This is a genomic window from Meiothermus sp. Pnk-1 (assembly GCF_003226535.1).
GTDB lineage: Bacteria > Deinococcota > Deinococci > Deinococcales > Thermaceae > Allomeiothermus.
This window is the reverse complement of sequence record NZ_QKOB01000010.1, coordinates 64,373-89,354: the sequence shown is the minus strand read 5'-3', so window position 1 is coordinate 89,354 and position 24,982 is coordinate 64,373. Positions and strand designations below refer to the sequence as shown.

22 protein-coding genes and 1 tRNA gene are annotated in these 24,982 nt (G+C 62.9%); 13 read left to right on the top strand and 10 right to left on the bottom strand.

All coding sequences use genetic code 11. From position 1 onward, the window contains the following. Nucleotides 1-15 precede the first annotated feature (15 nt). Nucleotides 16-414, bottom strand: coding sequence for a large conductance mechanosensitive channel protein MscL (gene mscL / locus DNA98_RS13190; protein ID WP_110531474.1), 399 nt, complete (start codon nt 412-414; stop codon nt 16-18). Nucleotides 415-723: 309 nt separating this feature from the next. Between mscL and DNA98_RS13185 the strand changes: the two genes are divergently transcribed. The 4 genes from DNA98_RS13185 (at nt 724) to csaB (ending at nt 5,364) form a co-directional block, all read left to right on the top strand. Continuing rightward, complete coding sequence (locus DNA98_RS13185) at nt 724-1,866, top strand: ABC transporter ATP-binding protein (protein ID WP_110531540.1); 1,143 nt, start codon at nt 724-726, stop codon at nt 1,864-1,866. A gap of 101 nt (nt 1,867-1,967) precedes the next feature. Beyond that, nucleotides 1,968-2,636, top strand: coding sequence for a uridine kinase (gene udk / locus DNA98_RS13180; RefSeq protein ID WP_110531472.1), 669 nt, complete (start codon nt 1,968-1,970; stop codon nt 2,634-2,636). Further along, nucleotides 2,633-4,381, top strand: a complete 1,749-nt coding sequence (locus DNA98_RS13175; protein WP_110531470.1) for a DUF5693 family protein — start codon at nt 2,633-2,635, stop codon at nt 4,379-4,381. Before udk ends, DNA98_RS13175 begins: the two co-directional genes overlap by 4 nt. After that, on the top strand, nt 4,366-5,364 hold the full coding sequence (gene csaB / locus DNA98_RS13170; protein WP_110531468.1) for a polysaccharide pyruvyl transferase CsaB: 999 nt from the start codon (nt 4,366-4,368) through the stop codon (nt 5,362-5,364). The genes DNA98_RS13175 and csaB overlap by 16 nt, the downstream gene beginning before the upstream one ends. Before the next feature lie 31 nt (nt 5,365-5,395). Here the strand turns inward: csaB and DNA98_RS13165 are convergent, their stop codons facing one another. From DNA98_RS13165 to miaA, 4 genes are all read right to left on the bottom strand, one after another. After that, entirely contained in the window at nt 5,396-6,493 is a 1,098-nt protein-coding gene (locus DNA98_RS13165) for a hypothetical protein (RefSeq protein WP_110531466.1), read from the bottom strand. Further along, a complete protein-coding gene (locus DNA98_RS13160) occupies nt 6,490-7,248 on the bottom strand; it encodes a PolC-type DNA polymerase III (protein WP_110531464.1) in 759 nt (252 codons plus the stop codon). The genes DNA98_RS13165 and DNA98_RS13160 overlap by 4 nt, the downstream gene beginning before the upstream one ends. Nucleotides 7,249-7,336: 88 nt before the next feature. Further along, nucleotides 7,337-8,779, bottom strand: coding sequence for an Asp-tRNA(Asn)/Glu-tRNA(Gln) amidotransferase subunit GatA (gatA, locus tag DNA98_RS13155; RefSeq protein WP_110531462.1), 1,443 nt, complete (start codon nt 8,777-8,779; stop codon nt 7,337-7,339). A gap of 158 nt (nt 8,780-8,937) precedes the next feature. Further along, entirely contained in the window at nt 8,938-9,855 is a 918-nt protein-coding gene (miaA, locus tag DNA98_RS13150; RefSeq protein ID WP_110531538.1) for a tRNA (adenosine(37)-N6)-dimethylallyltransferase MiaA, read from the bottom strand. Between the two features lie 73 nt (nt 9,856-9,928). Here miaA and DNA98_RS13145 point away from each other — a divergent pair, with 73 nt between their 5' ends. After that, nucleotides 9,929-10,318, top strand: coding sequence for an Hsp20/alpha crystallin family protein (locus DNA98_RS13145; protein ID WP_110531460.1), 390 nt, complete (start codon nt 9,929-9,931; stop codon nt 10,316-10,318). Here DNA98_RS13145 and DNA98_RS13140 read toward each other — a convergent pair. Together DNA98_RS13140 and rpmE are read right to left on the bottom strand one after the other, a co-directional pair. Next, nucleotides 10,315-10,926, bottom strand: a complete 612-nt coding sequence (locus DNA98_RS13140) for a thymidine kinase (protein WP_110531458.1) — start codon at nt 10,924-10,926, stop codon at nt 10,315-10,317. The two genes, DNA98_RS13145 and DNA98_RS13140, sit on opposite strands and share 4 nt — an antisense overlap. Before the next feature lie 109 nt (nt 10,927-11,035). After that, entirely contained in the window at nt 11,036-11,260 is a 225-nt protein-coding gene (gene rpmE / locus DNA98_RS13135) for a 50S ribosomal protein L31 (RefSeq protein WP_110531456.1), read from the bottom strand. A gap of 127 nt (nt 11,261-11,387) precedes the next feature. Here rpmE and DNA98_RS13130 point away from each other — a divergent pair. Further along, nucleotides 11,388-11,479 (top strand) — tRNA-Ser (locus tag DNA98_RS13130). Nucleotides 11,480-11,672: 193 nt separating this feature from the next. Here DNA98_RS13130 and DNA98_RS13125 read toward each other — a convergent pair. The 3 genes from DNA98_RS13125 to DNA98_RS13115 all read right to left on the bottom strand — a co-directional run bounded on the left by DNA98_RS13125 (nt 11,673) and on the right by DNA98_RS13115 (nt 14,637). Further along, nucleotides 11,673-11,885 (bottom strand): hypothetical protein, encoded by a 213-nt coding sequence (locus tag DNA98_RS13125; RefSeq protein ID WP_110531454.1) that lies wholly within the window; start codon nt 11,883-11,885, stop codon nt 11,673-11,675. A 152-nt stretch (nt 11,886-12,037) separates the two neighbouring features. Next, nucleotides 12,038-13,345 (bottom strand): serine hydrolase, encoded by a 1,308-nt coding sequence (locus DNA98_RS13120; protein ID WP_158531650.1) that lies wholly within the window; start codon nt 13,343-13,345, stop codon nt 12,038-12,040. Between the two features lie 584 nt (nt 13,346-13,929). Beyond that, a complete protein-coding gene (locus DNA98_RS13115; RefSeq protein WP_110531450.1) occupies nt 13,930-14,637 on the bottom strand; it encodes a YkgJ family cysteine cluster protein in 708 nt (235 codons plus the stop codon). A gap of 92 nt (nt 14,638-14,729) precedes the next feature. Here DNA98_RS13115 and glgP point away from each other — a divergent pair, with 92 nt between their 5' ends. From glgP to DNA98_RS13080, 7 genes are all read left to right on the top strand, one after another. Next, the gene (gene glgP, locus DNA98_RS13110; RefSeq protein WP_110531448.1) at nt 14,730-17,222 is read left to right on the top strand and encodes an alpha-glucan family phosphorylase; all 2,493 of its coding nucleotides are present in this window, start codon (nt 14,730-14,732) and stop codon (nt 17,220-17,222) included. 178 nt (nt 17,223-17,400) lie between these two features. Beyond that, a complete protein-coding gene (miaB, locus tag DNA98_RS13105) occupies nt 17,401-18,723 on the top strand; it encodes a tRNA (N6-isopentenyl adenosine(37)-C2)-methylthiotransferase MiaB (protein WP_110531536.1) in 1,323 nt (440 codons plus the stop codon). Between the two features lie 132 nt (nt 18,724-18,855). Further along, entirely contained in the window at nt 18,856-19,215 is a 360-nt protein-coding gene (locus DNA98_RS13100; protein ID WP_110531446.1) for a hypothetical protein, read from the top strand. Nucleotides 19,216-19,325: 110 nt separating this feature from the next. After that, nucleotides 19,326-19,751, top strand: a complete 426-nt coding sequence (locus DNA98_RS13095) for a hypothetical protein (protein ID WP_110531444.1) — start codon at nt 19,326-19,328, stop codon at nt 19,749-19,751. After that, on the top strand, nt 19,726-20,622 hold the full coding sequence (locus tag DNA98_RS13090) for an FAD-binding oxidoreductase (protein WP_110531442.1): 897 nt from the start codon (nt 19,726-19,728) through the stop codon (nt 20,620-20,622). Before DNA98_RS13095 ends, DNA98_RS13090 begins: the two co-directional genes overlap by 26 nt. Before the next feature lie 398 nt (nt 20,623-21,020). After that, the gene (gene acnA, locus DNA98_RS13085; protein WP_110531440.1) at nt 21,021-23,732 is read left to right on the top strand and encodes an aconitate hydratase AcnA; all 2,712 of its coding nucleotides are present in this window, start codon (nt 21,021-21,023) and stop codon (nt 23,730-23,732) included. Nucleotides 23,733-23,903: 171 nt separating this feature from the next. Beyond that, a complete protein-coding gene (locus DNA98_RS13080; protein WP_110531438.1) occupies nt 23,904-24,974 on the top strand; it encodes an alpha/beta hydrolase in 1,071 nt (356 codons plus the stop codon). The last annotated feature ends 8 nt before the right edge of the window (nt 24,975-24,982 follow it).

Below are 24,982 nucleotides of genomic sequence, written 5' to 3'. Positions count from 1 at the left end.
CCCGCGGGCTTGCCTCTAGCGCGGCTGAGCCCTGAGCGCATCGCGGATCTCCCGCAGCAGTACGATCTCCTCCGGAGGGGCTGCTGGCGCTTCGGGGGCTTGGGGCCGGTTCAGCCGCTCCATCACATGCTTCATTGGGACAACGATCACGAAGTACACCACCGCAGCTTTGATGAGGAAGCTGATGATGGCGTTTAGGAAGCTGCCGTAGGCTATTCCCCCCTGCCCCTTGGCATCCGCGAACAGCCGCAGGTTGGAGAAGTCTGGCTGCCCTCCGACCAGACCGATGATGGGGGTGATGACATCCTTGACCATCGAGTCTACCACCACCCCAAACGCCGTCCCAATGACCACCGCTACCGCCAGGTCCACCACGTTACCCCGCAAGATAAAATCCCTAAAACCCTGTAGCATCGCTATACCTCCCCTACCCTATGACCAATAGCTCGAGCCGGAAATGCGAGAGGGCTTGGCTTTATGGCTTTGCCTAACGAGAGTATGTCCGGTTGGCTCGAAAAGCATATGTCACACAGGCCACAATTCAGTCGGCGCGGGCAGTATTGCGTAGACCTTTGCCTGCCCCTTAAACTTAGGGCGTACCTTTCTGGTTTGGAGTTGCCTGTAAAAGCCCAGCATTGTGCGCTGAGTTTGGACAGACCAAGGTACACCGTCCCCGATGAGGGCGCCAAGCCAACTCAAAGCGTGGGACCTAAGGAGTTCGACATGGCAAAAATCCGACTGGAGCACGTATATAAGCGCTACGGCAGCAAGGTGACGGCTGTCAAGGATTTCAACCTCGAGACCGAAGACGGCGAGTTCGTGGTGTTTGTAGGCCCCTCGGGCTGCGGCAAGACCACTACGCTGCGCATGATCGCCGGGCTCGAGGAGATTTCCGACGGCAAGGTTTACATCGGCGACCGGCTGGTCAACGACGTCCCCCCCAAGGACCGCGACATCGCCATGGTCTTTCAGAACTACGCCCTCTACCCGCACATGAACGTCTATGACAACATGGCTTTTGGGCTGCGGCTGCGCAAAGTGCCCAAGAGCGAGATCGACCAGCGGGTCAAGGAGGCCGCCCGCATTCTCAAGATCGAGCATCTCTTGCAGCGCAAGCCGCGCGAACTCTCGGGCGGTCAACGCCAACGCGTGGCGATGGGTCGGGCCATCGTGCGTGAGCCCAAGGTGTTTTTGATGGACGAGCCGCTGTCCAACCTCGATGCCAAGCTGCGGGTAGAGATGCGCGCCGAGATCGCCAAGCTCACCCGCCGCCTAGGGGTCACCACCATCTACGTAACCCACGACCAGGTAGAGGCCATGACCCTGGGCCACCGCATCGTGGTGATGCGCGACGGTGAGATCATGCAGGTGGATACCCCGTTGAACCTCTACGACTTCCCCGCCAACAAATTCGTGGCCGGCTTCATCGGCTCTCCCTCGATGAACTTCATCCGGGCTAAGGTCGAGGGAAGCGCAGACGCCGTCTACCTCAGCGGATCGGGCTTCCGGGTACGGGCCAACCCCAACCTGGCCGCTCCACTCAAAGCCTACAGCGGCAAAGAAGTATGGCTGGGCGTCCGCCCCGAGCACCTGGGGCTCAAAGGGTGGACGGCAATTCCCGAAGCCGAAAACGTCATCAAGGGTACTGTCGAGGTGGTTGAGCCCTTGGGCGCGGACAGCGAAATCCACGTGGACGTGGACGGCACGGTGATCACCGCCAAGGTGGACGGGCACGCTCCGGTGCGCCCCGGCGACACCGTAGAGCTGCTGGCCGACACTGGCCGCATCCACGCTTTTGACGTGGATACCGAAAAGAGCATCGGCCGCTCCACGACCGTACAAACCCGCGATCAGGCCCGAGCCTAACCCTCCGCGTGGTCGAGGGGCATCCTGACGGGTGCCCCTATGGCTGTTTTTGGCCGCGCCCTCTCACCGCATACCCAGCATGAAGTAGAGCGTGCGCGCTTATGATAGGGGGCGTGAGCGGTGTGCGACCTTTTGTCATTGGTATTGCCGGCGGAACCGGCAGCGGCAAGAGCACCGTGGCCCAGGAGGTAGCCGCGGCCGCCCTGCCTCGCCAAGTGGCCGTCTTAGAGATGGACCACTACTACAAAGACCAATCCGATCTGCCCTTTGAGGAGCGGCTGGGGGTCAACTACGACCACCCCCAAGCCTTCGACCTCGAGCTCTACCTCGAGCATGTGGCCAAGCTGGTAGGCGGCGAAGCGGTAAACCGGCCCCAGTATTCGTTTGTGGAGTACACCCGCCTCCCCCAAACGGTGCGGATCGAGCCTGCTCCGGTGGTGGTGCTCGAAGGGGTACTGGTTCTCTTCGACGAGCGGCTACGCAGCTATATGGACTTGAAAGTTTTTGTGGACACCGATCCCGATGTGCGCTTCATCCGACGGCTGGAGCGCGACCTGGCCGAACGGGGCCGCAGCGTGGAGAGCGTGATCCGCCAATATCTCGAGCAGGTGCGGCCCATGCACCTCTCGTTTGTGGAACCCTCTAAACGCTACGCCGATATCATCGTCCCTCACGGCGGCAAAAACCAACAAGCCTTGGCCATGTTCACCGCACGAATCCACAGCCTGCTCCACCCCAAAGAGGCCGCTCGAGCGAGGCAACCTGTATGAACCTAGCCCCCCTGTTGCGCGCCCTGATCGTCCTAGCGCTGATCCCTAGCCTACTTGCCCTTTCCCCTCGCCTTCGCGCCGAGCACCCTGGGCCAGTGGTGCTGGTCATGGACGGCAACGCGGTGGAGGACGAGGCCCGCTTGAAAGGGCAAAGCTTTGAGCAAGTGTTGGCCCGCTACCAAAGCGAAGGCATCGGTGGGGTAGCCATCTACGAGCAAACGGTAGGAAATCTGCTCGAACGAGGCCTTCTGTTGGGCCAATCGGGAGGAAACCTAAGCCTAGGGTATCCCCAGGCCGGTTTCCGCGCAGGCTGGTCGTACCTGAGCGGCGACGCCGAGCTTTTGCGGAGAATGGCCGCCCAGTGGGATATCCCTAGCGAGTTTCGCACCGCCGGGGGGCGTCTTTGGTTGGGCACGCCGGTCAACGTGGCCTCCTATCCCGCTGGTTACGACGCTGGGTTGATCCGCCGCCTGAAGGCTCAAGGCTACTACCTGGTGTTTCGCCCCATCAACGCTGCTCACCGCACCCTGCCCGCGCCCGGTTTGCAGGCTTCCATCATTCCCCCTGAGGCAGACGCCATCGTCTTCAATGGTACCGAGGTGCTCGGCAACCCCAACCGGTTAGAGGAAGCCATTCCGCTTCTGCAGGGCAAGCCCATCGGCTGGATCGAAGCTACCCCGCAAGAGGGCTTTCCCCGGCTGGCCCGCGAGCTTCCGGTGTTGCGGCTTTTCAGCCTAAAGCCGGAGTGGCAGGAGAAGCTCAAGCCGGCCGAAGTGGCGGATAAATTCGTGCTGGCCGCCCGCGAGCGGGGACACCAGATCCTCTACCTGCGCCCCTACCCCCTTGCTGAGGACACCCAGGAGTTGCTCGGACGCCTCAAGGATGACCTCGAGCGCTCCCACATCCCCATCGGCACCCCCAAAGTTCGGGACTTCGCTCCCTCACCGCTTCGCCTGGCCGCCTGGGTGGGTGTGCTAGCGGGGCTGGGCTTGCTCGCCCTGGGCTACCCTGCTCCTTGGGGCTGGCCGCTGGCCGGACTCCTCCTCTTGGGAGCGCTGGGATATGCGCGGAGCGATGCTGGGCCGCTCTTGGCGGCCTTGGTCTTCCCGGTGCTGGGCTTTCTGGAGCGCCGGTCGGGGATGTGGCTCTGGCTGGCCGCGGTGCTCTATGCCCTGGCGGGGGTGGTGTTTTTGGCCGCTTTGGGAAGCGATCCCCGTGCAGTGCTGGGGCTCGAGACCTTCAAAGGGGTCTCGCTCACCCTGGTGGTCCCGCCCCTGTTGGTAGCCCTCTCTTTTCTGCCGGCGGCCTGGAGACCGGCCCTCGAGCGTCTATGGGCGCACCCGCTACGGCTGGGGGAGGTGAGCTTGGTGCTCTTCGGCCTGGCCCTGATCGCTCTGGCGGTGCTCCGCCGGGGCAACGACGCGGCAGGAGCCATCGTGCCCGAGTGGGAACTGCAACTGCGGGCCTGGCTGCAAGATGCCATGGTGCGCCCCCGCTTCAAGGAGATCTTCGCCCACGCTCTGGCCCCTATAGCTTTATTGATTCCCTGGCCTATTTGGATCAAGAACGGGATGCTAATCTTGATCGCGGTGGGCATCGCCTCGATCCTCAATACCTTCTCCCACTACCATACGCCTTTGGCGATTTCGTTGTTTCGCGTATTGAATGGCATCTTGGTGGGGCTTATCCTGGGTGGACTAGGGCTTATCGTGGTGCGGAGGCTACGCAAATGGTGGTTGGGGTAAGCGGGTACTACGGGTTTCAGAATGCCGGAGACGAGGCCATCCTCGAGGCCATCGTGCAGGAGGTCAAGCGGCGTGGGCACCAGGTACTGGCCCTCTCTAAAGACCCCGCCGCCACCGAGGCCCGTTATGACATCCGAGCCGTGTCGCGCAGCAACCCCTTTGCCCTATGGAGGGCCTTTGGCCGCATTGACCTGTTGCTTTCGGGAGGGGGCGGGCTGTTGCAGGACAAGACCTCTCCGGGCAGTTTGCTTTACTACCTGGCGGTGATCGGCCTGGCCCGGCGGCGGGGAAAACCGGTGTACGTGTTCAACCAGTCGCTGGGGCCGCTCTCGCGGCGGGGCGAAGGATGGGTGCGGCGCAGCCTGCGCGGGGTCAAAACCTTTTTCCGCGACGAAAGCTCCTTGGAGTACGCCCGCAAACTGGGGCTCGATACCCAATTGGGGGCCGATCCAGCGCTGCTCCTGCAAGCCCCACCGGTGGAGCGGGAAAGCAACCTGGTGGTGTTGGTGGTACGGGCTGGCCTCCCCGAAGCCAACGCTACCCTCAAAAAGGCCGGGGAGCGCCTCCTAGCCGAGGGCTACGAGGTCATGGTCCTAGGGCTGCAACCCGGCCACGACGAACCAGCCCTAGAGGAATTCAACGCTTTTACCCGCGAGCTGGCCTGGGATCCCCGCCGGGTGATGTATCTCTTGGCGCAAGCGGGGTACGTGCTTTCGATCCGCCTCCACGGAGCCATCCTGGCCGCCGCGGCAGGAACCCCCTTCGCGGGAATCTCCTATGACCCCAAGGTGGCCGGATTCTGCCGTGATGCCGGGGCCTTCTGTCAGGAACTCCCCGGCAACGCACGGGAGTTGGTCGAGGCCGTGATCACCCACCGCCAGCCCAACTGGGAAGCCATAGAGACCATGAAAGCCCGCTCTCGGGCCTCCTTCGATCAAGTGCTATCCCCCATCAACCAGCCGGGCAAGGTCAGCCGGCGCTAACCGGGCCGTCGGGTTGGCAGGGCCGTCCCAGCTAACCCACCGTAGCTCCCAGCCGCATCCCCACAAACTGGGCGTATTGCGCCAGTTCTTCCAGCGCCGCTTCCACCGAGCTGCGCATCAAGTACTCCCCTGGCGACAGCCGCTTGAGCATGAGGAAGGGGGGGCCGCAGAGCACCTCGAGGATCTGTCGCACCGAGTCCGCCTCGAGCCCCATCTCCCCTACTCCCTCCATCACGTCGGCCAGCAGAAAGACCTTTTGCGAAGGAACTTCGGCCAGGCAGAGCAGCACCGCCGAGAAGGCTGCCCGTTCCCCCAACAGGCCGCTGATCTCGTTTTCCAGGCCCTCCAGGGCTTCTACGTCGAGCCGCCCGGCCTGCAACATCCGTTCGACGTCGAGGGCCCCCAAAGGAAAAACGCTGCGCAGACGGCTCAGCTTTTGCAGTGCTTCGGGCGAGACGTAACTCACCCCCAGACTCCGGGCCTCGCGCAACGCCTCCTCGCGAAGGGATTCGGGGGCCACGATCCCGGCGTAGCGCACCGCGCCGGAAGAGCGCAGCTCTTGCAGTTCCATGACATTGCCTTCGCCCAAACGCAACAGGGCTATCGAATACGTCCGCCGACCCAAAGCAGCGCGAAAGCGCCAAGGGGGGCCGCCCGTTTCGCGGGAGAACCCCAGGCGCTCGAGCTCATGGGCAAAACCGGGGGGCTCGAGGGGGGCTGGGGTGTGGGGGTAGAGCACCTCCTTGGGATAGGGCGTCACCCGAATGCGCTTCGGTGGGCCGGCCTCCACTTTGGGGACGCTTCGCTCGGCCTCCCGGCGCGAGCCGGGCTCTTCGCTCACTGCGCGGGGCCGGGGAGGCTTGAGGCTGGCCGCCTCGAGCAAAATCTCCTCCCCCTCGAGCCGCAAATGGATGGCCTCGTTCACCCCCAGGCGGCGCTTGGCGTAATAACCCCCCAGTCCGGTGATCTGGTTGGCTGCCCAGTCCACCGGGGCCTCGTAGACCTCGCCATCCTCATCGCGAAAGCGGACCTTGGGTTGATTCTGTTTCAAAAACTGGCGCACGCTGCGGGTCAGGTGCATGCTCCCGGTCTGCAAGCAGTTGCTGGTGAGCACATAGCGTCCGGTCATACGTCCCCCAAGGCAAGCGGTTTTCCGGCGGTGAGCATGTAGTACATCTCCTTAGCCACCCAAAGCGTAATCTCCACATCGCCCAGCGCCCGGTGCCTAGACGCCGCGGTGTCGAGGTCAAAGGCCCAGGCCAGGTGGTCGAGCCCCCGTTTAGGGAGTCCAGGAAGTGCGCGTCGTGCCCAAGCCACCGTATCGATCACTTCGTTGTCCATCTTATACCCTAGGCGCAACAATCGGGGCCGGAGGAAACCTAGATCAAAGGGGGCATTTTGGATGATTAAGACGCTATCTTTGATCAGGGGCAAGGCCTCCTCGAGCGCCGTATACACATCAGGGGCCCCCTCTAGATCGCGGGGAGTGATCCCGGTGAGCCGACGGATAAAAGGCGGAAGGGGGGTACCAGGGTTCACCAGGCGCTGAAAGACCTGACGCTTTTCCCCTTCCAAACGGATGAGGGCGATTTCGATAATCTCGTTCTCGAGGGCTGAAAGCCCTGTAGTCTCAAGGTCTAAGACCACCACCGGTTTCCCTGGGGGCGGAAAGGGATTGCGCCATTCCCATAACCCTACCTCCTGAGGGCGTTGTTCAAAGCGCCCATCGAGCAAGTCTTCGAGCAACCGCGCTGCCCATGGCCCCTGTGGCATGTTTTGACTGGCCAGGACTTCCTCGGCGAGGCGGGCCTTGGGTAGGGCATGCCCCTCTTGGCGTAGGCGACGAGCGATCCGGGTTGCGAGGCGGTAGTGAGTGGGGCTCATGGCCGCGTGCGTAACGCCTAACGCCGGATGCCAGAGGCCACCTGCCGAATCGCCCAGCCGGTACGGGGTGTTACTTCGAGCACCCGCATCAACCCCTCCCGATCGGGGCGGTCTGCACAAACTCAGCGGCAGTGGCTTGCTCGAAAACCTGGGCCAAGGCGAAGAGGCGCTCGTCCTCGAGCGGCTTGCCCACCAGCTGCACCCCTACCGGCAACCCCGCCTCAAACCCCGCAGGGATCGCAAGGGCCGGGAAGCCCACGAGGTTGACCGCCACCGTGTCGATGTCGGAAAGGTACATGGCGAGGGGGTCTTCGAGCTTGACCCCCAGAGGAAAAGCTGGGAAGGGGCTGGTCGGCGTAAGCAGGACATCGGCCTGGGTCAAAGCCCTCTCGAAGTCGGCCTTGAGCCGGGCTCGAGCCCGCAGCGCCTTGCCGTAATAGGCGTCGTAGTAACCGGAGGAAAGCGCGAAAGTGCCCATCAGAATCCGCCGCTTGACCTCCGGGCCGAAACCCGCCGCGCGGGTTTTCCTCATGGTCTCGTCGACGCCTACCCCTTCCACGCGCAGGCCGTAGAGGGTCCCATCGTAGCGGGCTAGGTTGGAGCTGGCCTCGCTGGTGCAGACCAGGTAGTAGGTGGCCAAAGCGTACTCCAGGCTGGGAATGCTCACCTCCACAAAGCGCACGCCCTCCGCCTCGAGCACCTCTTGGAAGCGCTGGAGGGCAGCCGCTACCCCCTCTGAGTTCCCCAGCTGCATGGCTTCCTTGACGACCCCCACGGTGAAGCCTTGTGGCCTGTGCTCCAGCGTCGCCGCGAAGTTCGGTTGCACCTCGAGGCTCGTCGAGTCCATCTGGTCGTGGCCGCCGATCACGTCCATCAGGAGGGCCATATCGCGCAGGTTTCGCCCTAAGGGACCGATCTGGTCGAGCGATGAAGCGAACGCTACCAGACCATAGCGCGAGACCCGCCCATAGGTGGGCTTGAAGCCGTACACACCGCACAAAGCGGCAGGCTGCCGTACGCTCCCGCCGGTGTCCGAGCCTAGGGCGAGGGGGGCTAGATCCGCTGCCACCGCCGCCGCCGAACCTCCCGAGGAGCCCCCCGGCACGCGCCCCAAATCCCAGGGATTGCGGGTCGGTCCGAAGGCCGAGAACTCGGTGGAGGAGCCCATGGCGAACTCGTCAAGGTTGGTTTTGCCGAGGATGACCGCCCCCGCTTGGCGTAACCGCTCCACTACGGTGGCGTTATAGGGAGGGACGAAGCGCTCGAGCATCCGCGAAGCACACGTAGTCTCGAGGCCGTGGGTGCATATATTGTCTTTCAGGGCGATGGGAACCCCTGCGAGTGGCAACTCTTCCCCCGCCGACAGCCGCTGCTCGACTTGCTGCGCCTCCCCGAGCGCCGCTGGGTTGACGCGCAAAAAGGCCCGGATCTGAGGGTCTAGCCTAGCGATGCGTTCTAGGTAATGCTTGGTCACCTCGGTGGGAGATATGCTCCGACGTTTGACCGAGGCGACGATTTCATGGGCCAACATATTGCGCATCATAATGTGCCCAGCCTGGAACGCCAACCTTAATCCTTGGATCCAGGAAAGAACAAATCGCCCCAAGTACGCGCTTTGGGGCATTGGGCGGTACTTACGTCGTAGGCAAGACGCCAAAGGCAGTGGATCATCTTCTCCTAGCCAGAGCCCTAGGCTTGGTAGCGCAAGCCCTGGCTTCTAATCCACGCCCAAAGCCCTTCCCAAGCTTTTTCCCCACCCCGGGGCAGGTAGGTCACGTCCCCTGGCTCCTTGCGAAACCAGGTGAACTGGCGCTTGGCGTAAGCCCGGGTGGCCCGGAAAACCCGCTCTTGGGTTTCGGCCAGCGGCAGCGCACCGCGCAGATAGGCTGCTACCTCCTTGTAGCCGATAGCCTGAAGCGCTGTGGGCATCTGCGGGTAACGCTCGAGCAACCCGCGCACCTCTTCCACTAACCCCCGCCGGAACATCTCCTCGCCGCGTAGGCGCAACCGGGGCTCGAGCCACCCCCACTCCGGCCAAAGGATGAGCTTGCGATACGAGAAGCGCGGCCCTCGCCGGGCGACCTGGGCCGGGGGTATCCCGCTGCGGCGCAACACCTCCAGGGCCCGCACCAAGCGCCGAGGATTTTTGCCCACTCGCACGGCATCAGCGGGGCTCACGGCGGCCAATTCTTTCCACATGAGCTCAAACCCCCGCTCCTGGAGTTCCCGCTCGAGCTGTTGGTGCAGCTGTGGGTCGGGTTCGGGCAACTCAAACAAGCCTTCGGAAAGGGCGCGGATATAGTATCCGGTTCCCCCCACGACCAACGGGATACGACCCCGTGATCGCACGTCCTCGATGGCGGTCTCGGCGGCTTGGACGTAGGCTGCTACGCTAAACGGCTGGCTGGGCTCGAGCAAGTCAACCAGATGGTGGCGCACCCTGTTGCGTTCGGTACGGCTCGGCTTAGCGGTGCCAATGTCCATCCCCCGGTAGACCATGCTGGCGTCGGCAGAGATAACCTCTAGCGGAAGCTCTTGGGCCAATCGCAAGGCTAGCTCGGTTTTACCCGAAGCCGTGGGGCCAGCCAGGACGGGAATTGGCGTCATCCAGTTCATCGGGGCCTCGCCTTAGCCAGCGAGCTTATCGTTCTTAGCCTGAGGGTATAGTAGGCTGTAATCTATGTCGTTGGAACGCCTGAGCAGCTCCCACGCCCTCGAGCAAATCCGCGCCCTGCGGCGCAGGCTCGAGGAACTCACCCGCCAGTACGCCTCCGGCGATCCTTTTACGGAGTGGGTCCCGGCGGTAGACGTGCTGGATGAAGAGCAGCAGTACCGCATCCTGGTGGATCTGCCGGGGGTCAAGCCGGAAGACCTGGAGCTCAAGGAGGAGGGCGAAACCCTCACCCTAGCAGGCATCCGCCACGCCCCCTTCGACGGAGTCTACCCCCGCCAGGAGCGTCCCATGGGCTACTTCCGCCGTACCCTGACCCTGCCTGGCCCCATCCGCGCAGGAGAGTCCCAGGCGAGCTTTAAAAGCGGGGTGCTCGAGATCATCGTGCATAAAGCCTAGCCAAGGGCCCCTTCCTTCAAAGCTGGCTCCCGTACCACCACGTGGCACTTGCGGCAACGGGGTTCGTAAGTCTCTTGGGCCCCCACCAGAATCACCGGGTCGTCAAAGCGGGCAGGCTGACCGTTCACCAACCTTTGGGTGCGGGTAGCGGGAGCTCCACAAACCGGGCAGACTGCGGTGAGCTTCTCCACGTACTCCGCACGTGCTAACAGTTCGGGCATTATCCCAAACGGCTCGGCACGAAAATCCATGTCGAGCCCCCCTACCATGACCCGTACCCCTTTCTGGGCCAGCTCGAGCAACAGCGGCACTAAACCCGGATCGAAGAACTGCGCCTCATCCACCGCCACCACCTCAGGTAGCGGATCGGGCAGGTTTTGCCTCAACTCGGCAGAATCTGCCACCGACAGGGCTTCTATACGCTTCCCGTCATGGCTCACCACGTCGGAAGCGTGATAGCGATCGTCGAGGTGAGGCTTGAAGACCATCACCCTTTGTCCGCCGATCAAAGCCCGCTTGACCCGGCGGATGAGTTCTTCGGATTTTCCTGAGAACATCGGGCCTACCACCACTTCGATCCAACCCGCGTGAAGAGGGAGATGCGGCATAACTGCCGACAAGTTTACCCAAAAAGCCCAGCCGAAGGTGGGGGGCCTGGAGGATCGCGGGACAAAAAACAGGCCCCGCTCGGGGCCTGCTCGAGCGGTCTCGAGTGGCTTATTTCTTCTTGCCGCTGCGCTTGTAGGTGTCCCCGAATTTCTTCTGGAATTTCTCTACCCGGCCTTCAGTGTCCACAAAACGCTGCTGGCCAGTCCAGAAAGGGTGGTTGCCGCTCCATACTTCCACGTGCAGCTCGGGCTTGGTCGAGTAGGTATTGAGCACCACTTCGCCGTTGCAGATGATCTTGCACGGCACTAACTTGGGGTGGATGTCTTTCTTCATTTCCTCTCCTCCGCTCGGGTAGTTACCCCCTCGGCAACATTCCTACTCTAGCAGCCACCAGCGCCCCTTGCAACCCGCCCCAATCACTTGCAAGTTTCGAGGCCGCCCGCTAGGATATGGAGCGCACGGAGAGGTGCCCGAGTGGTTGAAGGGGCACGCCTGGAGAGCGTGTATAGGGCGTTCGCTCTATCGAGGGTTCGAATCCCTCCCTCTCCGCCAGCAGCACGAGAAAATCCCCCGCTCGAGCGGGGGTTTGCGATTTCAGCCACCCTGGATTTTTGGGCTTTTGCCGTGTGCTAAACGTGGTGGATCGGCCCAAGCGGTGGCCTATGACCTCCTCCGGAGAAATTGCTGGGCTTTGCCGATGGACCGCCCGGCGCTCGTTGCAGCTCGTGGAAGTTCACCGACCTCCCTATCCGAAAGCGAGGCCCACGGCCTCGGATAGGCCAAGGGCCGGGCAGACGACCTCGGGCTTGACCCAGTAAGGCGCACAGGAGAGCCAGAAAACCGGTCCCTCTGGGGAGCAGGCGATCTCGAGGATGGTTCCCTCGCAGGCCCCTTCCGACCAATACACCCGGTCGCCAAGACGATACCCGGCGTACTCGTTGAGGCGCTCCCAAAACATGTTTCTACTGGCCTTAGCCTAAGGCAAAGCAATAACCGCAGCGTAACTATCTAAGCTCTTGTGGCTCAGGCCAAATAGGCTCTGGGCGTTACCCCCTGCGGGCCCCTAAGCCGGGGCCTTCACACCTCGGATACGCTAAGGGATCACGTGGGTCAAAAACAGTCGTAACCGGGCCAGCGGGTAACCTGCTGAGCGGCGTTCAGCAAGGAATTCTTGAGGTCGGCGATAAAACTCCAATCGTTCCAGGGACGGCTGTTGAAAAACGCGGCGATCACCGTGTCGTCGGGCAGACGCAAGAGCAGGGTGCGGGTTCCGGCCAAGGCTCCGTCGTGCGACCACATCAGGCCGTTTTTCTCTGGGCGCACGCTCCAACCGAGGGCATAGTAGACCTTCGACCCCTTGTACTGCGGGAGTGGGGGTCGCTCGAGCATGATCTTGCGGGCCTCCGGAGAGATCGGCGAGGCTTCCGGGCGGTGCCCTTCGAGCACCGCCACGAACTTCACCAGCTCCGGTGCCGAAGCCACCAACCCTCCGTTGGCGGCTTGGGCCTCGAGGTAGAACTCCCCGTAGGGGCGAGGCACCATGGAGCCGTCCAAGACCGATGGGACCAAGGGAGCGTTGGGAAAGTCGTAGTACCTGACCTCGCCAGGCAAACGGTCTTGTAAACGGGTATGGCCTACGGTGATGTGATGGATACCCATCTGACCAAGCATCTTCTGCAGGTAAGCAGCGTAGCTCTGGGCGCTCAGGCGCTCGATGAGCTGACCTAGTACTGCGTAGCCCAGGTTTGAGTACGCCGAGAAGGTTCCCGGCGTGAAGCTCAGCTTGCGCGAGAACATATATTCGATGAGCGGTTGGACAGGCATGGCCTCCCCCATGCCCAGCGATCGCGCCACGTATGTGAGGGTGGGGCGGAACATGGGGTCGCCCGCCACGTTGCGGTTCCAGCCAGCGGAGTGCTGTAAAAGATCTCGCACGGTGATATCCGCGATGCGCGGATCGCCGAGCTGGCCGCCCTTGGGCTCGAGGGCCAACAATTCGTATACCCTGGCCTGCAAGAACGTTTCTAAATTCGGGAAACGCCCCTGCCGTACCAGTTGCTCGCCCAGGTGCAACACCGTCACCGCGGTGATCGGCTTGGTAAGGCTACCGATGCGGAAAAGGGAGTCCGGGTGCACCGGCTCCTTGGCTTCCACATCGGCCCAGCCATACCCCCTTGCCAATAGCAGCCGCCCATCCTTGCTCACCGCCAAACTCGCGCCGGGGATCTGGTAGCGTTCCAAAAGCCGGGTCATCACCCGGTCAAAGGGCTCGAGGCTACGGTCGGAATAGCCGGTGAGCGGCTTGGCAGGGGTGCCGAAGGTGGTGGGTAGAGGGGCTAGACAGACATTGACCGGCTGGGCAAAGCCGGCTCGGGAGAAGGCGGCCTGAGTGAAGCCGAGCAGGGCGAGGCCGAGCAAAGCAGCTAAGGCTAAAAGCGACCGGAGCACAGACATCCCTTGGAACCTGTGGACATTGCGGGCAGTTCGCCGCGCTCGAGGGGATCGTACCCGAGAAGGTTCCTGAGCTGCATGAGGATACAAGCGCACCGCTGCTCGCCGTACGTCGTACGCCATGCGCCAAACGCGGGGTGCTCCCTCCCCTAGCAGGGGAGGGGTGGGGTGGGGGTGGTATACGTCCTACGTCGTACGTCATACGCAATACGCAAAACGCAAGACGTGACTTAGGTCATACGTCGTACGCTGTACGTCTTACGCTAAACGCGGGAGACGATCCCCTATCGGGACTGGCGGAGCCGGTACACCTAGGGTAGATTCCCTTCGGGACGGCGTACCGCCGTACACCCGAGGGACGATCCCCTGTCGGGACGGAGCAAGCTCCGTACACCCGGGGGACCGATCCCCTGCGTTCGACGTACGACGGGGGACGTACTAGGGTGGGGTTGTATACGCCATACCCTAAACGCAAGACGCAAAACGCGGTGGATCGTCCTCTCCTAGCAGGGAAAAGTGCGCAAGCCTCGTTACCAGACCACCAGTAGCCACTATCCTATCCAGAATCCCCACTCCCCCCCCAGTACCCCCCGATGGCCCAAGTAATCCCGGACGGCTTTTTGTCCCTTGCTCAAGGCTGTGCGGAAATCGGCTCGGCCCAGCAGGTATACCAGGCTCGCCAGCTCCCCGACGACAGTGAAGCCCCGCACTTTGTGTTCATACCGCCAGATCCGCTGAGCAGCCCGTTCCGAGGCCCGCCAGGGAACGTTGAGGTAGTGCTCGGGGCCGTGATGAGGCTTGAGCTGCTTTAGATAGGCCCTTCGTTCCGCTCCTTTGAGGGCGAGGATGGCTCCCGGACGACAGTAGCGGGCCTCGAGGTCGGTGAGTACCCCGCGGCAGGCCAAGGGGCGGTAAGCATAGGCCGAGCAGCTCCCCTCCGGGGTAAGTAGGGGACAGGGGTGGGCCTCGAGGAAATAACGGGTGGGAAAGTCGGGGATATTTTTCTCGCGGGCAATCCGCTGCAACCGCTTTGGGCCGGTTTGCTGCACACGGGCAAGCCCCTCCGGGCTCAACTGCACCCGCAGATACTCGGCCTCGGCCAGCGAGAGGCTCACCATGGCGCAGCAGCAAAACGCGCACCCCTCGCGACAGCTGACACCCAGCTTCCTATCGGCCAAGTAACCCGCAACCTGCTGGTCGAGCTCATCGTGGGCACTTTGCACGGCCTCGAAAAGGCGGGTCGTGAGGTCGTTGCTCACCTATGGACCAGTCTAGAGCGCGGTGTACACAGCGTCTGGATTCAGCTTACGGTCGGCGCGAAAACACTCAATGGTAAGATGCTCTTTGGTTTATGAACGTACTCGGACGGATCACCGCCATGCCCACCTTGCCTGTACCCCTTCAGGGATTGCGCGAGGTGGCCTACAACCTGTGGTGGAGTTGGCACCCAGAGGCCCAGCGCCTCTTTGAGCAGCTCGATCCCGGCAGCTGGAAGCGCTTCCGGGGAAACCCGGTCAAGCAACTCCTCGAAACCGATCCCGACCGGATCGCCGCCCTGGCCGAAGACGCTTCTTACCTCGGTCAGGTCGAGGCGGTGGTGGAGAGCTTTCGCAAGTACCTCTCGAGCCGTCCCCAATCCACCGCTCCGCTGATCGGCTACTTCTCCATGGAGTTCGGTTTTCATGAGTCGCTGCCGATCTACTCGGGGGGCTTGGGGATCCTGGCTGGGGACCACATCAAGGCGGCCTCTGACCACGGTTTGAACTTGGTTGGGGTGGGCCTTTTCTACCACCAGGGGTACTTCCGCCAGGAACTCTCCCCGGATGGGCAGCAAAAAGAGGTCTACGACGAGCAGCACCCCGAAGAGCTACCCCTTACCCCGGTGGAGGATGCCGAGGGCAGGCCCCTGCGTGTCGGGGTGGAGTTCCCTGGGCGTACGGTATGGGTAACGGCCTACAAGGCCCAGGTGGGCACTGTCCCGGTCTACCTGATGAGTACCAACCTGCCCGAGAATACCCCCGACGATCGCTACCTCACCGCCCGGCTTTACGTGCCAGGCCAGGAGATGCGCATTCAGCAGGAGTTGATCCTGGGGGTCGGCGGGGTGCGGATACTGCGGGCTTTGGGACTATCCCCCGCGGTCTGGCACATGAACGAAGGCCACGCGGCCTTCATGGGCCTCGAGCGCATACGCGAGCTGGTGGCGGCGGGCAAGTCCTTCTCCGAGGCCTTGGAAGCGGCCGCTTCCGGGGCCCTCTTCACCACCCACACCCCAGTTCCTGCGGGGCACGACTCCTTTCCGCTCGACCTAGTGGAGCGCTACCTAAACGGCTGGTGGGACAAATTTGGCATCAGCCGCGACGAGTTCATGGCGCTGGGCCTGGAGCAGAAGTCTTGGGGGCCGGTCTTCTCGATGTCCAATCTGGCCCTCACCCTTTCCCGGGCCGCCAACGGGGTTTCCAAGCTACACGGGGAGGTCTCGCGTCACATGTTCCGCCACCTCTGGCCGGGGCTCGAGCCGGAAGAGGTACCGGTGGGTCATGTCACCAACGGGGTTCACACCTGGACTTTTTTACACCCCGAACTCCTTCAGCTTTACCGGCAGCACTTCCCTCCGCAGTGGCGCGAGCGGGTGGAAGACCCCGCGCTCTGGCGCACCGAAGACCTGCGGGAGGAGGACCTCTGGCGGCTGCGCAACAGCCTGCGGGCCAACCTGGTGCGTGAGGTGCGCGCCCGGCTCCTCGAGCAGCGCAAACGTAACGGCGAGGCTCCGGCTCGACTGCGGGAAGCGGAGAAAGTCCTCGACCCGAACGCCCTCACCATTGGGTTTGCCCGCCGCTTCGCGACGTACAAGCGGGCGGTGCTTCTCTTTACCGACCCCGAGCGCTTGGTGCGCATCGTGCGCGGCCCCTATCCGGTGCAGTTCGTCTTCGCCGGTAAGGCTCACCCCCAAGACGACCCGGGCAAGGCGTTCATCAAAGACCTGGTGGCTAAAATTCGCGAGCTGGGGCTCGAAGACCGGATGGTCCTGCTGGAAAACTACGACATGGGCTTGGCCCGGTCGCTGGTGCAGGGGGTGGACATCTGGCTCAATACCCCGCGCCGCCCGATGGAGGCCAGCGGGACCTCCGGCATGAAGGCGGCCCTCAACGGAGCGCTCAACTTCTCGATCCTGGATGGCTGGTGGGCGGAAGCCTTCAACACCCGCAACGGCTGGCAGATCGGCGATGAGCGCAGCTATGCCACCGAGGAGGCCCAGGACACCGCCGACGCCCAGGCGCTTTACTACACCCTCGAGTACGAGATCCTGCCGCTGTTCTATGCCCGCGGCGCTGAAGGGACCCCATCGGGCTGGCTCAACATGGTGCGCGAGAGCATCAAGAGCGTGGGGCCGCGTTTCTCCGCGGCTCGCATGGTGCGCGACTACCTCAACCAGTACTACCTCCCGCTGGCCCAGCGCTCAGCCCGCCTCAACGCCGGGGAGGGGATCAAGGAGATCGCCGCCTGGAAAACTCGGCTCAAGAACCAGTGGAGCAATGTGCGGCTTTGGGTGGAGAACCGCGGCGACGTGATGGTAAATGGCCAAGGCCTCAACCTCAGGGCTTTCCTAAGCGCCCCCAACCTGCCCGAAGATACCTTACGGGTAGAGCTGGTGGTACGTCGCAGCAGCGGAGACCTGGAAGTCTTGCCGCTCAAGCCCGCAGGTCGTGAGCGCGAAGCTCTGGTCTTCGAGGGTAACTACCTGCCCCACCGCCCCGGCAGCTACGTCTACGGGGTACGGGCTATCGCGGTTCACCCCGAACTCTCGAGCCCTCATGAAGTGGCCTTCATCAAGTGGGCTTAGGGCCCTGGCAGCTCGGGAGCGGCAGGCTGAGGGCACGCCGCCAGCGGTGGATTATCCGCCCTCGGCAGGGTGAATCCGATGCCCTTAGCCAGGGTTCATATGACAATTCGCCCTCCCTTGGGTACACTGGAGGATGTTGCACGGCTCCGGAATCCCTCCGGTAAGCCTAGAGGTAGGCATGAAAACCCACATTATCACCTACGGCTGTCAGATGAACGAGTACGACACCCACCTCGTCAAAAGCGAGCTGGCGTCGTTGGGTGCGGAGTTCGTGGACACCTGGCAAGAAGCCGACTTTGTGCTGGTCAACACCTGCGCGGTGCGCGGCAAGCCGGTGGAAAAGGTTCGCTCGCTCTTGGGCGAACTCCGCAAGGAAAAGGACAGACGCAACTTGATGGTGGGCATGATGGGCTGCTTGGCCCAGCTCGAGGAGGGTCAGCAAATCGCCCGTAAGTTCGGGGTGGACGTGCTCCTTGGCCCCGGCGCCCTCACCGAGATCGGTAAGGCCATAGAAGCCAAAAGCCGCTTCTGGGACCTCTCTTTCCGCGAAGAGCTGACCCACCACCTGCCTCCCGCCCCACAGGGCCAGCTCTCGGCCTTCGTGAGCATCATCCGCGGCTGCAACCACCACTGCACCTACTGCATCGTGCCCACCACCCGCGGGCCCGAGGTATCGCGCCATCCCGACCTGATCCTGCAGGAGATCGAACAGCTCAAGGCGGCCGGGGTAGTCGAGGTGACCCTGCTGGGCCAGAACGTGAACTCCTACGGCAACGACCAGCCTGGCTTTCCCAAGTTTGGCGAGCTGCTGCGGATGGTGGGCCAGATTGGCATCCCCCGCATCAAGTTCACCACCTCCCACCCGGTCAACTTCACCGATGAGGTGATCCGGGCCATGGCCGAGACCCCCCAGGTCTGCGAGTACATCCACTTGCCGGTGCAGTCGGGGTCGAACCGGGTGCTGCGACGGATGGGCCGGGAGTACCGCCGCGAGTGGTATCTGGACCGCATCCGGGCCATCCGCGAGGCCATGCCGGAAGCGGTGCTCTCCACCGACATCATCGTGGGTTTTCCCGGTGAGACGGAGGAGGATTTTCAAGAAACCCTCTCGCTGTACGACCAAGTGGGCTACGACTCGGCCTACATGTTCATCTACTCGCCGCGCCCCGGCACCCCCAGCTACAAGCACTTCCAGGACTTGCCCCGCGAGGTCAAGGTCGAGCGGCTTCAGCGCCTCATCGAAAAACAAAAAGAGTGGAGCTACAAGCAAAACCAGCGTTGGGTGGGAAGGAGGCTCGAGGTTCTCGTGCGTGGCGCTGCCAAAGACGATAACTATGCCGAGGGCCACAGCCGCGGCAACCACCCGGTCTTAGTCCCGGCTTCTCAGGCCCCGCGCCCGGGCTTGTACCAGGTCGAGGTCAAACAGGCCACGCCGCACATGCTCCTAGGCGAGGTGGTAGGGGCGGAGGAGCCCGCCACCATCCCGCTAATGATGGCTTGAGGCACGCCAACCGCAACACGCTAAGCGACCCTCGCCCCTCTCGGGATAGGAGATATTTGCTTCAGCCCACAGGCTGGCGGAGCGCTTTGGGCGAGGATGTACCCTTTTCGTCCCTTCGCGGATAATTGACCCATGCAACCGCGTTTCTTTATCGCCTTAGGCATCGGTGCGGCGCTTTTTGCCTTGAGTCTGGCCACCTTCCGCTGGAACACGGGAGGCTTTGTGCTCTCCGCCGTTATCGGGGGGATCGGAGCTTACTTGTTCTATCGCTGGAACGGTGGGCTCGAGCGCAGCTACATGAACCCCGCTGCCCGTGAACGCATCGCCATGCAGACCGCCTGGCGCAAGGGAGGAAAGCTTAGCGCAGCCGAGTTCAGCGAGGCTGTAGGCCTGCCGGAAGACCTGGCGCGAGAGACGCTCGAGGCCCTAGCCGAGCGGGGTCTATGCCGCAAAGAGGGGAGCGTGTACCTTTTCTACCCGAAGGGGGCTTGAGGACCCCCCCAGGCCCTCGAGCCCAGCGCTCCGGCGGATGCCTGGGGCGCCCCCTGCTGAACTCGCTCAAGCGTACACCCTTTTTTCACCCCGGCTGCTAGAGTAAGGGTATGGAACAGCGGGAGCACTTCGCCGTGTTTCGTCCAGTCTGGCTGAGGATCACCCTCACTGCTTTCATGCTCTCGTGGCTGCACATGGTCCTGACCACTCACCGCCCTCTCTGGCAGGACATCGGGTTGTGGCTTGGTAGCGCTTTGGTGTTGGTGCTGCTAATCCACGCGGCCTTTTCCTGGCTCGAGGTCCACGGCGAACGTGTCACGGTGCATCTCTTCGGCCTCCTGCACCGGGTTTACACCGTCGAGGACATACGCCAGTCGAGCATCAAGGTCTGGAAACATAAGCTCGGCACCAACCTGCTGGGGGTGACTATCTTCACCAACGATCGGCTGGTCGTCCCGCTGAGCCTGTGGTACACCGGCATGGCCGAGCTCGCGGGGTACCTTATGCGCAATGTCCGCCGCACCCAGATCCACTGAGGTCGCTGTTTTAGGGGCCGGGATCGCCGGGTTGTCAGCGGCCCGGCTTTTACACGAGGCGGGCTGGAAGGTCCTGGTGGTGAGCCGCGAGCTGGGCGGGGCCAGCCGGGTCCCGGTGGCCTTGGTCAACCCGATACGGGGGCAGCGGGCGGCGATTTTGCCCGAGGCCGAGGAGGCTTTGGAATTCGCCCACCGCTTTTATACCCGCTTCGCCGCGGTTCACCCGGGAATCCTGCGCCCGGTGCCCGAAGCCGAGCGCGAGGCCTGGGAAGCCAAGCTCAAGGGCCGGTACTCGGCCTACCAATGGGAAAGGGCGGGCCTGTATCTCCCGCAGGCTTTTTGGCTCGAGAGCGCCCCCCTGCTCGAGCGGTTGGCGGACGGGCTCGAGCTGCTGCGGGCACGGGTGACGGGTCTGGAGGGTAACACCCTGTGGCTCGAAGGCAGACAGAAGGTAGAAGCCGAACTTCTGGTCTTTGCCGGAGGAGCCGAGGGAGCCCGCCTTGTCGGCTTAGGAGGCCGCTTCACCGCGGGGTCGGTGCTCCTGGTTAGGGAGTGGTTCACCGCGGCTCGCTCGTACGGAGGCTATATCGCCGGGAACGTGGTGGGAAGTAGCCACCTGCCCGACACAAAAACTTATTCTGAGCACCGGGCGAGCAAAGAGGAGCTCGAGGCCATCCTCGGCAACGGAGAGCGGCTGGCGGGCTTTCGACCCACGGTAAAAGGCCACTGGAGCGGGGTGCGTTACCGCCTGGATCGGCATTACCTCAAGGAGCTCCCCGGCCCAGGTTTCGCCCTCACCGGCTTCGGCTCCGCCGGGTTTTTCTACGCCCCGCTGTACGCGGAGCGCTTGCTCAGGCGGGTGGGGGGCTGATGCGGGTCAGTAAAGCCAGCCAACCGGCCAAAAGCAGCGCCGTCACCAGCACAAAGAGGATCACGCGGACCATACCCCGATTATCTCATGAACCCCTGGCCCAGCGATACGATTGGCCTGCTAGTATCCACCGCGTTTAGCGTACGAAGTAAAGCTGCCCGTGCTGGCTTGCATCAAAGGCATCCGCGAGCGTACAATAGAGCTGTCTGAGGCAGGGCGCACCCGCCCGGGCACGCAAACCAGCCCCTACAACTCCAGCGGCGTGTTCGCTTTCTCGAACCTTTTTACCCAAGAGGAGCTCGGGTAAAATGAGGAGGCATTGCGCTTAAGGCAACTCGCCGACCACCGGTTGTTTTTCCGGCTGGTTCGTGCCCGACAAGATCCAGAAAGGAGCCACTATGGCCTACAGAGATGAATTTGGTACGCGCAAAACCCTTTCCACCCGGATGGGCACAGTACACTATTACGACATCCAAGAGCTGGAAAAACAGGGCATCGCCGAGGTGTCCAAGCTGCCTTTCTCCATCCGGGTGATGCTGGAGAGCCTATTGCGCAACGAAGATGGCTACAAAGTCACCAAGGACGACGTGGTGGCCTTGGCCCGGTGGCAGCCCGACCCCGGCGAGGTCAACGTGCCCCTGATGCTGGCGAGGGTCATTCTGCAAGACTTCACCGGGGTTCCCGCGGTAGTGGATCTCGCCGCCATGCGGGACGCGGTAGCCAGGCTGGGGGGCGACCCCGAGATGATCAACCCCACGGTACCTGTGGATTTGGTCATCGACCACTCGGTGCAGGTGGATTTCTTCGGAACCAGCTACGCCTTCGCCCAGAACGTCGAGCTGGAGTACGCTCGCAACGAGGAGCGCTACCGGCTCATCAAGTGGGGCCAGAACGCCCTCAAGGGATTCCGCGCGGTGCCGCCGGGAACCGGGATCGTTCACCAGGTCAACCTCGAGTACCTGGCGAGCGTGGTGATGAGCCAAAAGGACGAGGACGGCCGGGTATACGCCTTCCCCGATTCCTTGGTCGGCACCGATAGCCACACCACCATGATCAACGGCCTGGGGGTGCTGGGCTGGGGTGTGGGGGGGATCGAAGCCGAGGCGGTGATGCTCGGTCAGCCCTACTACATGCTGGCCCCCAAGGTGATCGGTTTCAAGCTTTCCGGCGAGCTACCCGAAGGGGCCACCGCCACCGACTTGGTGCTGCGCGTCACCGAGATGATCCGCAAGCACGGGGCGGTAGGCAAGTTTGTGGAGTTCTACGGCCCCGGCGTCTCCAAGCTGCCGCTCGCGGACCGCGCCACCATCGCCAACATGTCGCCGGAATACGGCGCTACGATGGGCTTTTTCCCCATCGACGAGGAGACCTTAGCCTATCTCCGGCTTACCGGGCGTTCCGAAGAGCTGGTGGACCTGGTAGAGAAGTACGCCAAAGCTACCGGCCTGTGGCGCACCGACGATGCCGCCCCTTTGTACAGCGAACACCTCGAGCTCGACCTCTCCACCGTGGAACCGTCCCTAGCCGGGCCTAAGCGTCCACAGGACAGGGTCAGGCTGAGCGAAGTAAAGCAAAGCTTTCAAGAACACCTCACCAAAGACGTCAAGGAACGCGGATTCGGGCTCAAGCCGGAGCAGCTGGAGAAAAAGGTAAGGGTCAAACGGGGGCGGGACGAGTTCGAGATCACCCACGGCTCGGTGGTGATTGCCGCCATCACCAGCTGCACCAACACCTCCAACCCCTCGGTGATGTTAGGGGCTGGGCTTTTGGCGAAGAAGGCGGTAGAGGCCGGGCTCGAGACCCAGCCCTGGGTCAAATCGTCGCTGGCCCCCGGCTCCAAGGTGGTGACCGAGTACCTGGATGCCGCCGGGCTCACCCCCTTCCTGGAAGCCCTCAAGTTCCACACCGTGGGCTACGGCTGCACCACCTGCATCGGCAACTCCGGCCCCCTGCCGGAGGAGATCTCCAAAGCGGTAAAGGAAGGCGACCTGGTGGTGGCGGCGGTGCTCTCGGGCAACCGCAACTTCGAAGGGCGCGTAAACCCCGACGTGAAGGCTAACTACCTGGCCTCACCCATGCTGGTGGTGGCCTACGCCCTGGCCGGTCGGATGGACATCGACTTCACCCGGGAGCCCCTGGGCTACGACCCCAACGGCAAGCCGGTCTTCCTCAAGGACATCTGGCCCAGCCAGGAGGAGATCAAGGCGGCCGTCCACCGCACCCTCGACGCCGAGATGTTCCGCCGGGAGTACGCCACCGTCTTCGAGGGAGACGAGCGCTGGAAGGCCCTTGCGGCTCCCACCGGCACGCTGTACCAGTTCGATCCAGCCTCCACCTATATCCAAAACCCTCCCTTCTTCGAAAACCTCACCGAAAGCCGGGAAATCGGCGACATCAAGGGAGCGCGGGCCTTGCTGGTGCTGGGCGACTCGATCACCACCGACCACATCTCCCCCGCCGGGAACATCGCCAAAAACTCCCCTGCGGCCCGCTACCTGATGGAGCACGGGGTGGAACCCGCCGACTTCAACTCCTACGGCTCGCGGCGCGGCAACCACGAGGTGATGATGCGCGGCACCTTCGCCAACATCCGCATCAAAAACCTCATGCTCGAGGGGGTAGAGGGCCCCTACACCAAGAAGCTCCCCGAGGGTGAGCAGATGTTCATCTACGACGCGGCCATGCGCTACAAGGCCGAAGGCACCCCGCTGGTGGTGCTGGGTGGAAAGGAGTACGGCTCGGGTTCTAGCCGCGACTGGGCGGCCAAGGGCACCTTCTTGCTGGGTGTCAAGGCGGTGATCGCGGAGAGCTTCGAGCGCATCCACCGTTCCAACTTGGTGGGCATGGGGGTGCTCCCGCTGGTCTTCCAGGAGGGCCAGAACGTCCAAACCCTGGGCCTCACCGGGTATGAGACCTTCGATATCCTGGGCCTCGAGGACATCACCCCCGGCAAGGAACTGACCGTGGTGGCCACCAAGCCCGACGGAACCGCGGTGAACTTCACCGTAAAAGCTCGCATCGACACGGCGGTGGAGGTGGACTACTACAAGAACGGCGGGATTCTCCAGACCGTGCTGAAGAACATGCTGGCGGAGAAGGCGAAGGCGTAAAGCGACCAGTATGGCCGGAGGTGGGCCTTTACCCGGCCCACCTCTAGCTATACTCCCCGATAGCACCGGGCAGAGGGCACCTAGCCGCTTATGGGTTTACGTGCAGCTCAGTAACAAGTTTGTAACAGGGCTCCGGTAACATAATCCAAAATCGAAGTGAAGGAGTGCGCTATGGGTTCAATCCCGACATTGCCCGGCCTCGAGTCCCGCATGGTCCAGACCCCGCGTATCCAGATGCACGTGCTGATGGGCGGGCCGGAGGATAGCATAGCGGTACTCTTGGTTCACGGGAATGCCTCCTCTGCGACCTTTTGGGAGGAGACCATGCTGGCCCTGCCGAAGGGGTATCGCGCCATCGCCCCCGACCTGCGCGGCTACGGCGACACCCAAGATATACCGATCGACGCCACCCGCGGCTGCATGGACTGGGTGGACGACCTGCTAAGCCTCATGGATACCCTGGGCATCCAGAAGTTTCACGTCGCCGGGCACAGCCTGGGCGGGAGCGTGATCTGGGCGATGCTCGCGGCGCATCCCGAGCGGGTGCTGAGCGCGACCGTGATCTGCCCCGGCTCGCCCTTCGGCTTCGGGGGCACCAAAGACCTGCAGGGCACCCCCTGCGCCCCTGACTTCGCCGGTTCAGGTGGGGGCATCGTCAACCCCGAGTTTGCCCGGCTGATGGCCGAGAAGTACCGTGGCACCGAATATCCAGCTTCGCCGCGCACGGTGATGAACAGCTTTTACTGGAAGCCGCCCTTCGAACATCCACGCGAGGAGGAGTTGCTCTCGGGATTGCTCTCCGAGCGGATCGGGCCGGACAGGTACCCCGGAGACTTCGAACCCTCCCCCCACTGGCCGGGGGTGGCCCCGGGCAAGTTCGGCCCGGCCAACGCCATCTCACCCAAGTACATCGGGGACAACGTGGAGCGGATGCTCTCGGCCAAGGCCAAACCCCCCATCCTCTGGGTGCGCGGCTCCGATGACCAGATCGTGAGCGATTTCAGCCTCTTCGATATGGGCACCCTGGGCAAGATGGGCGCGGTTCCCGGTTGGCCCGGCGACGAGGTGCACCCGCCCCAGCCGATGGTGGGGCAGACCCGCTATGTGCTCGAGCGTTACGCCAGGAATGGCGGTTATTTCCGCGAAGAGGTCATCGCCGACACCGGACACTCGCCGCACATGGAAAAACCCGCGGTCTTCGACCCGATTTTCCACGCTCACCTAAACGCGGCGTCTTCGTAAGGACAAAC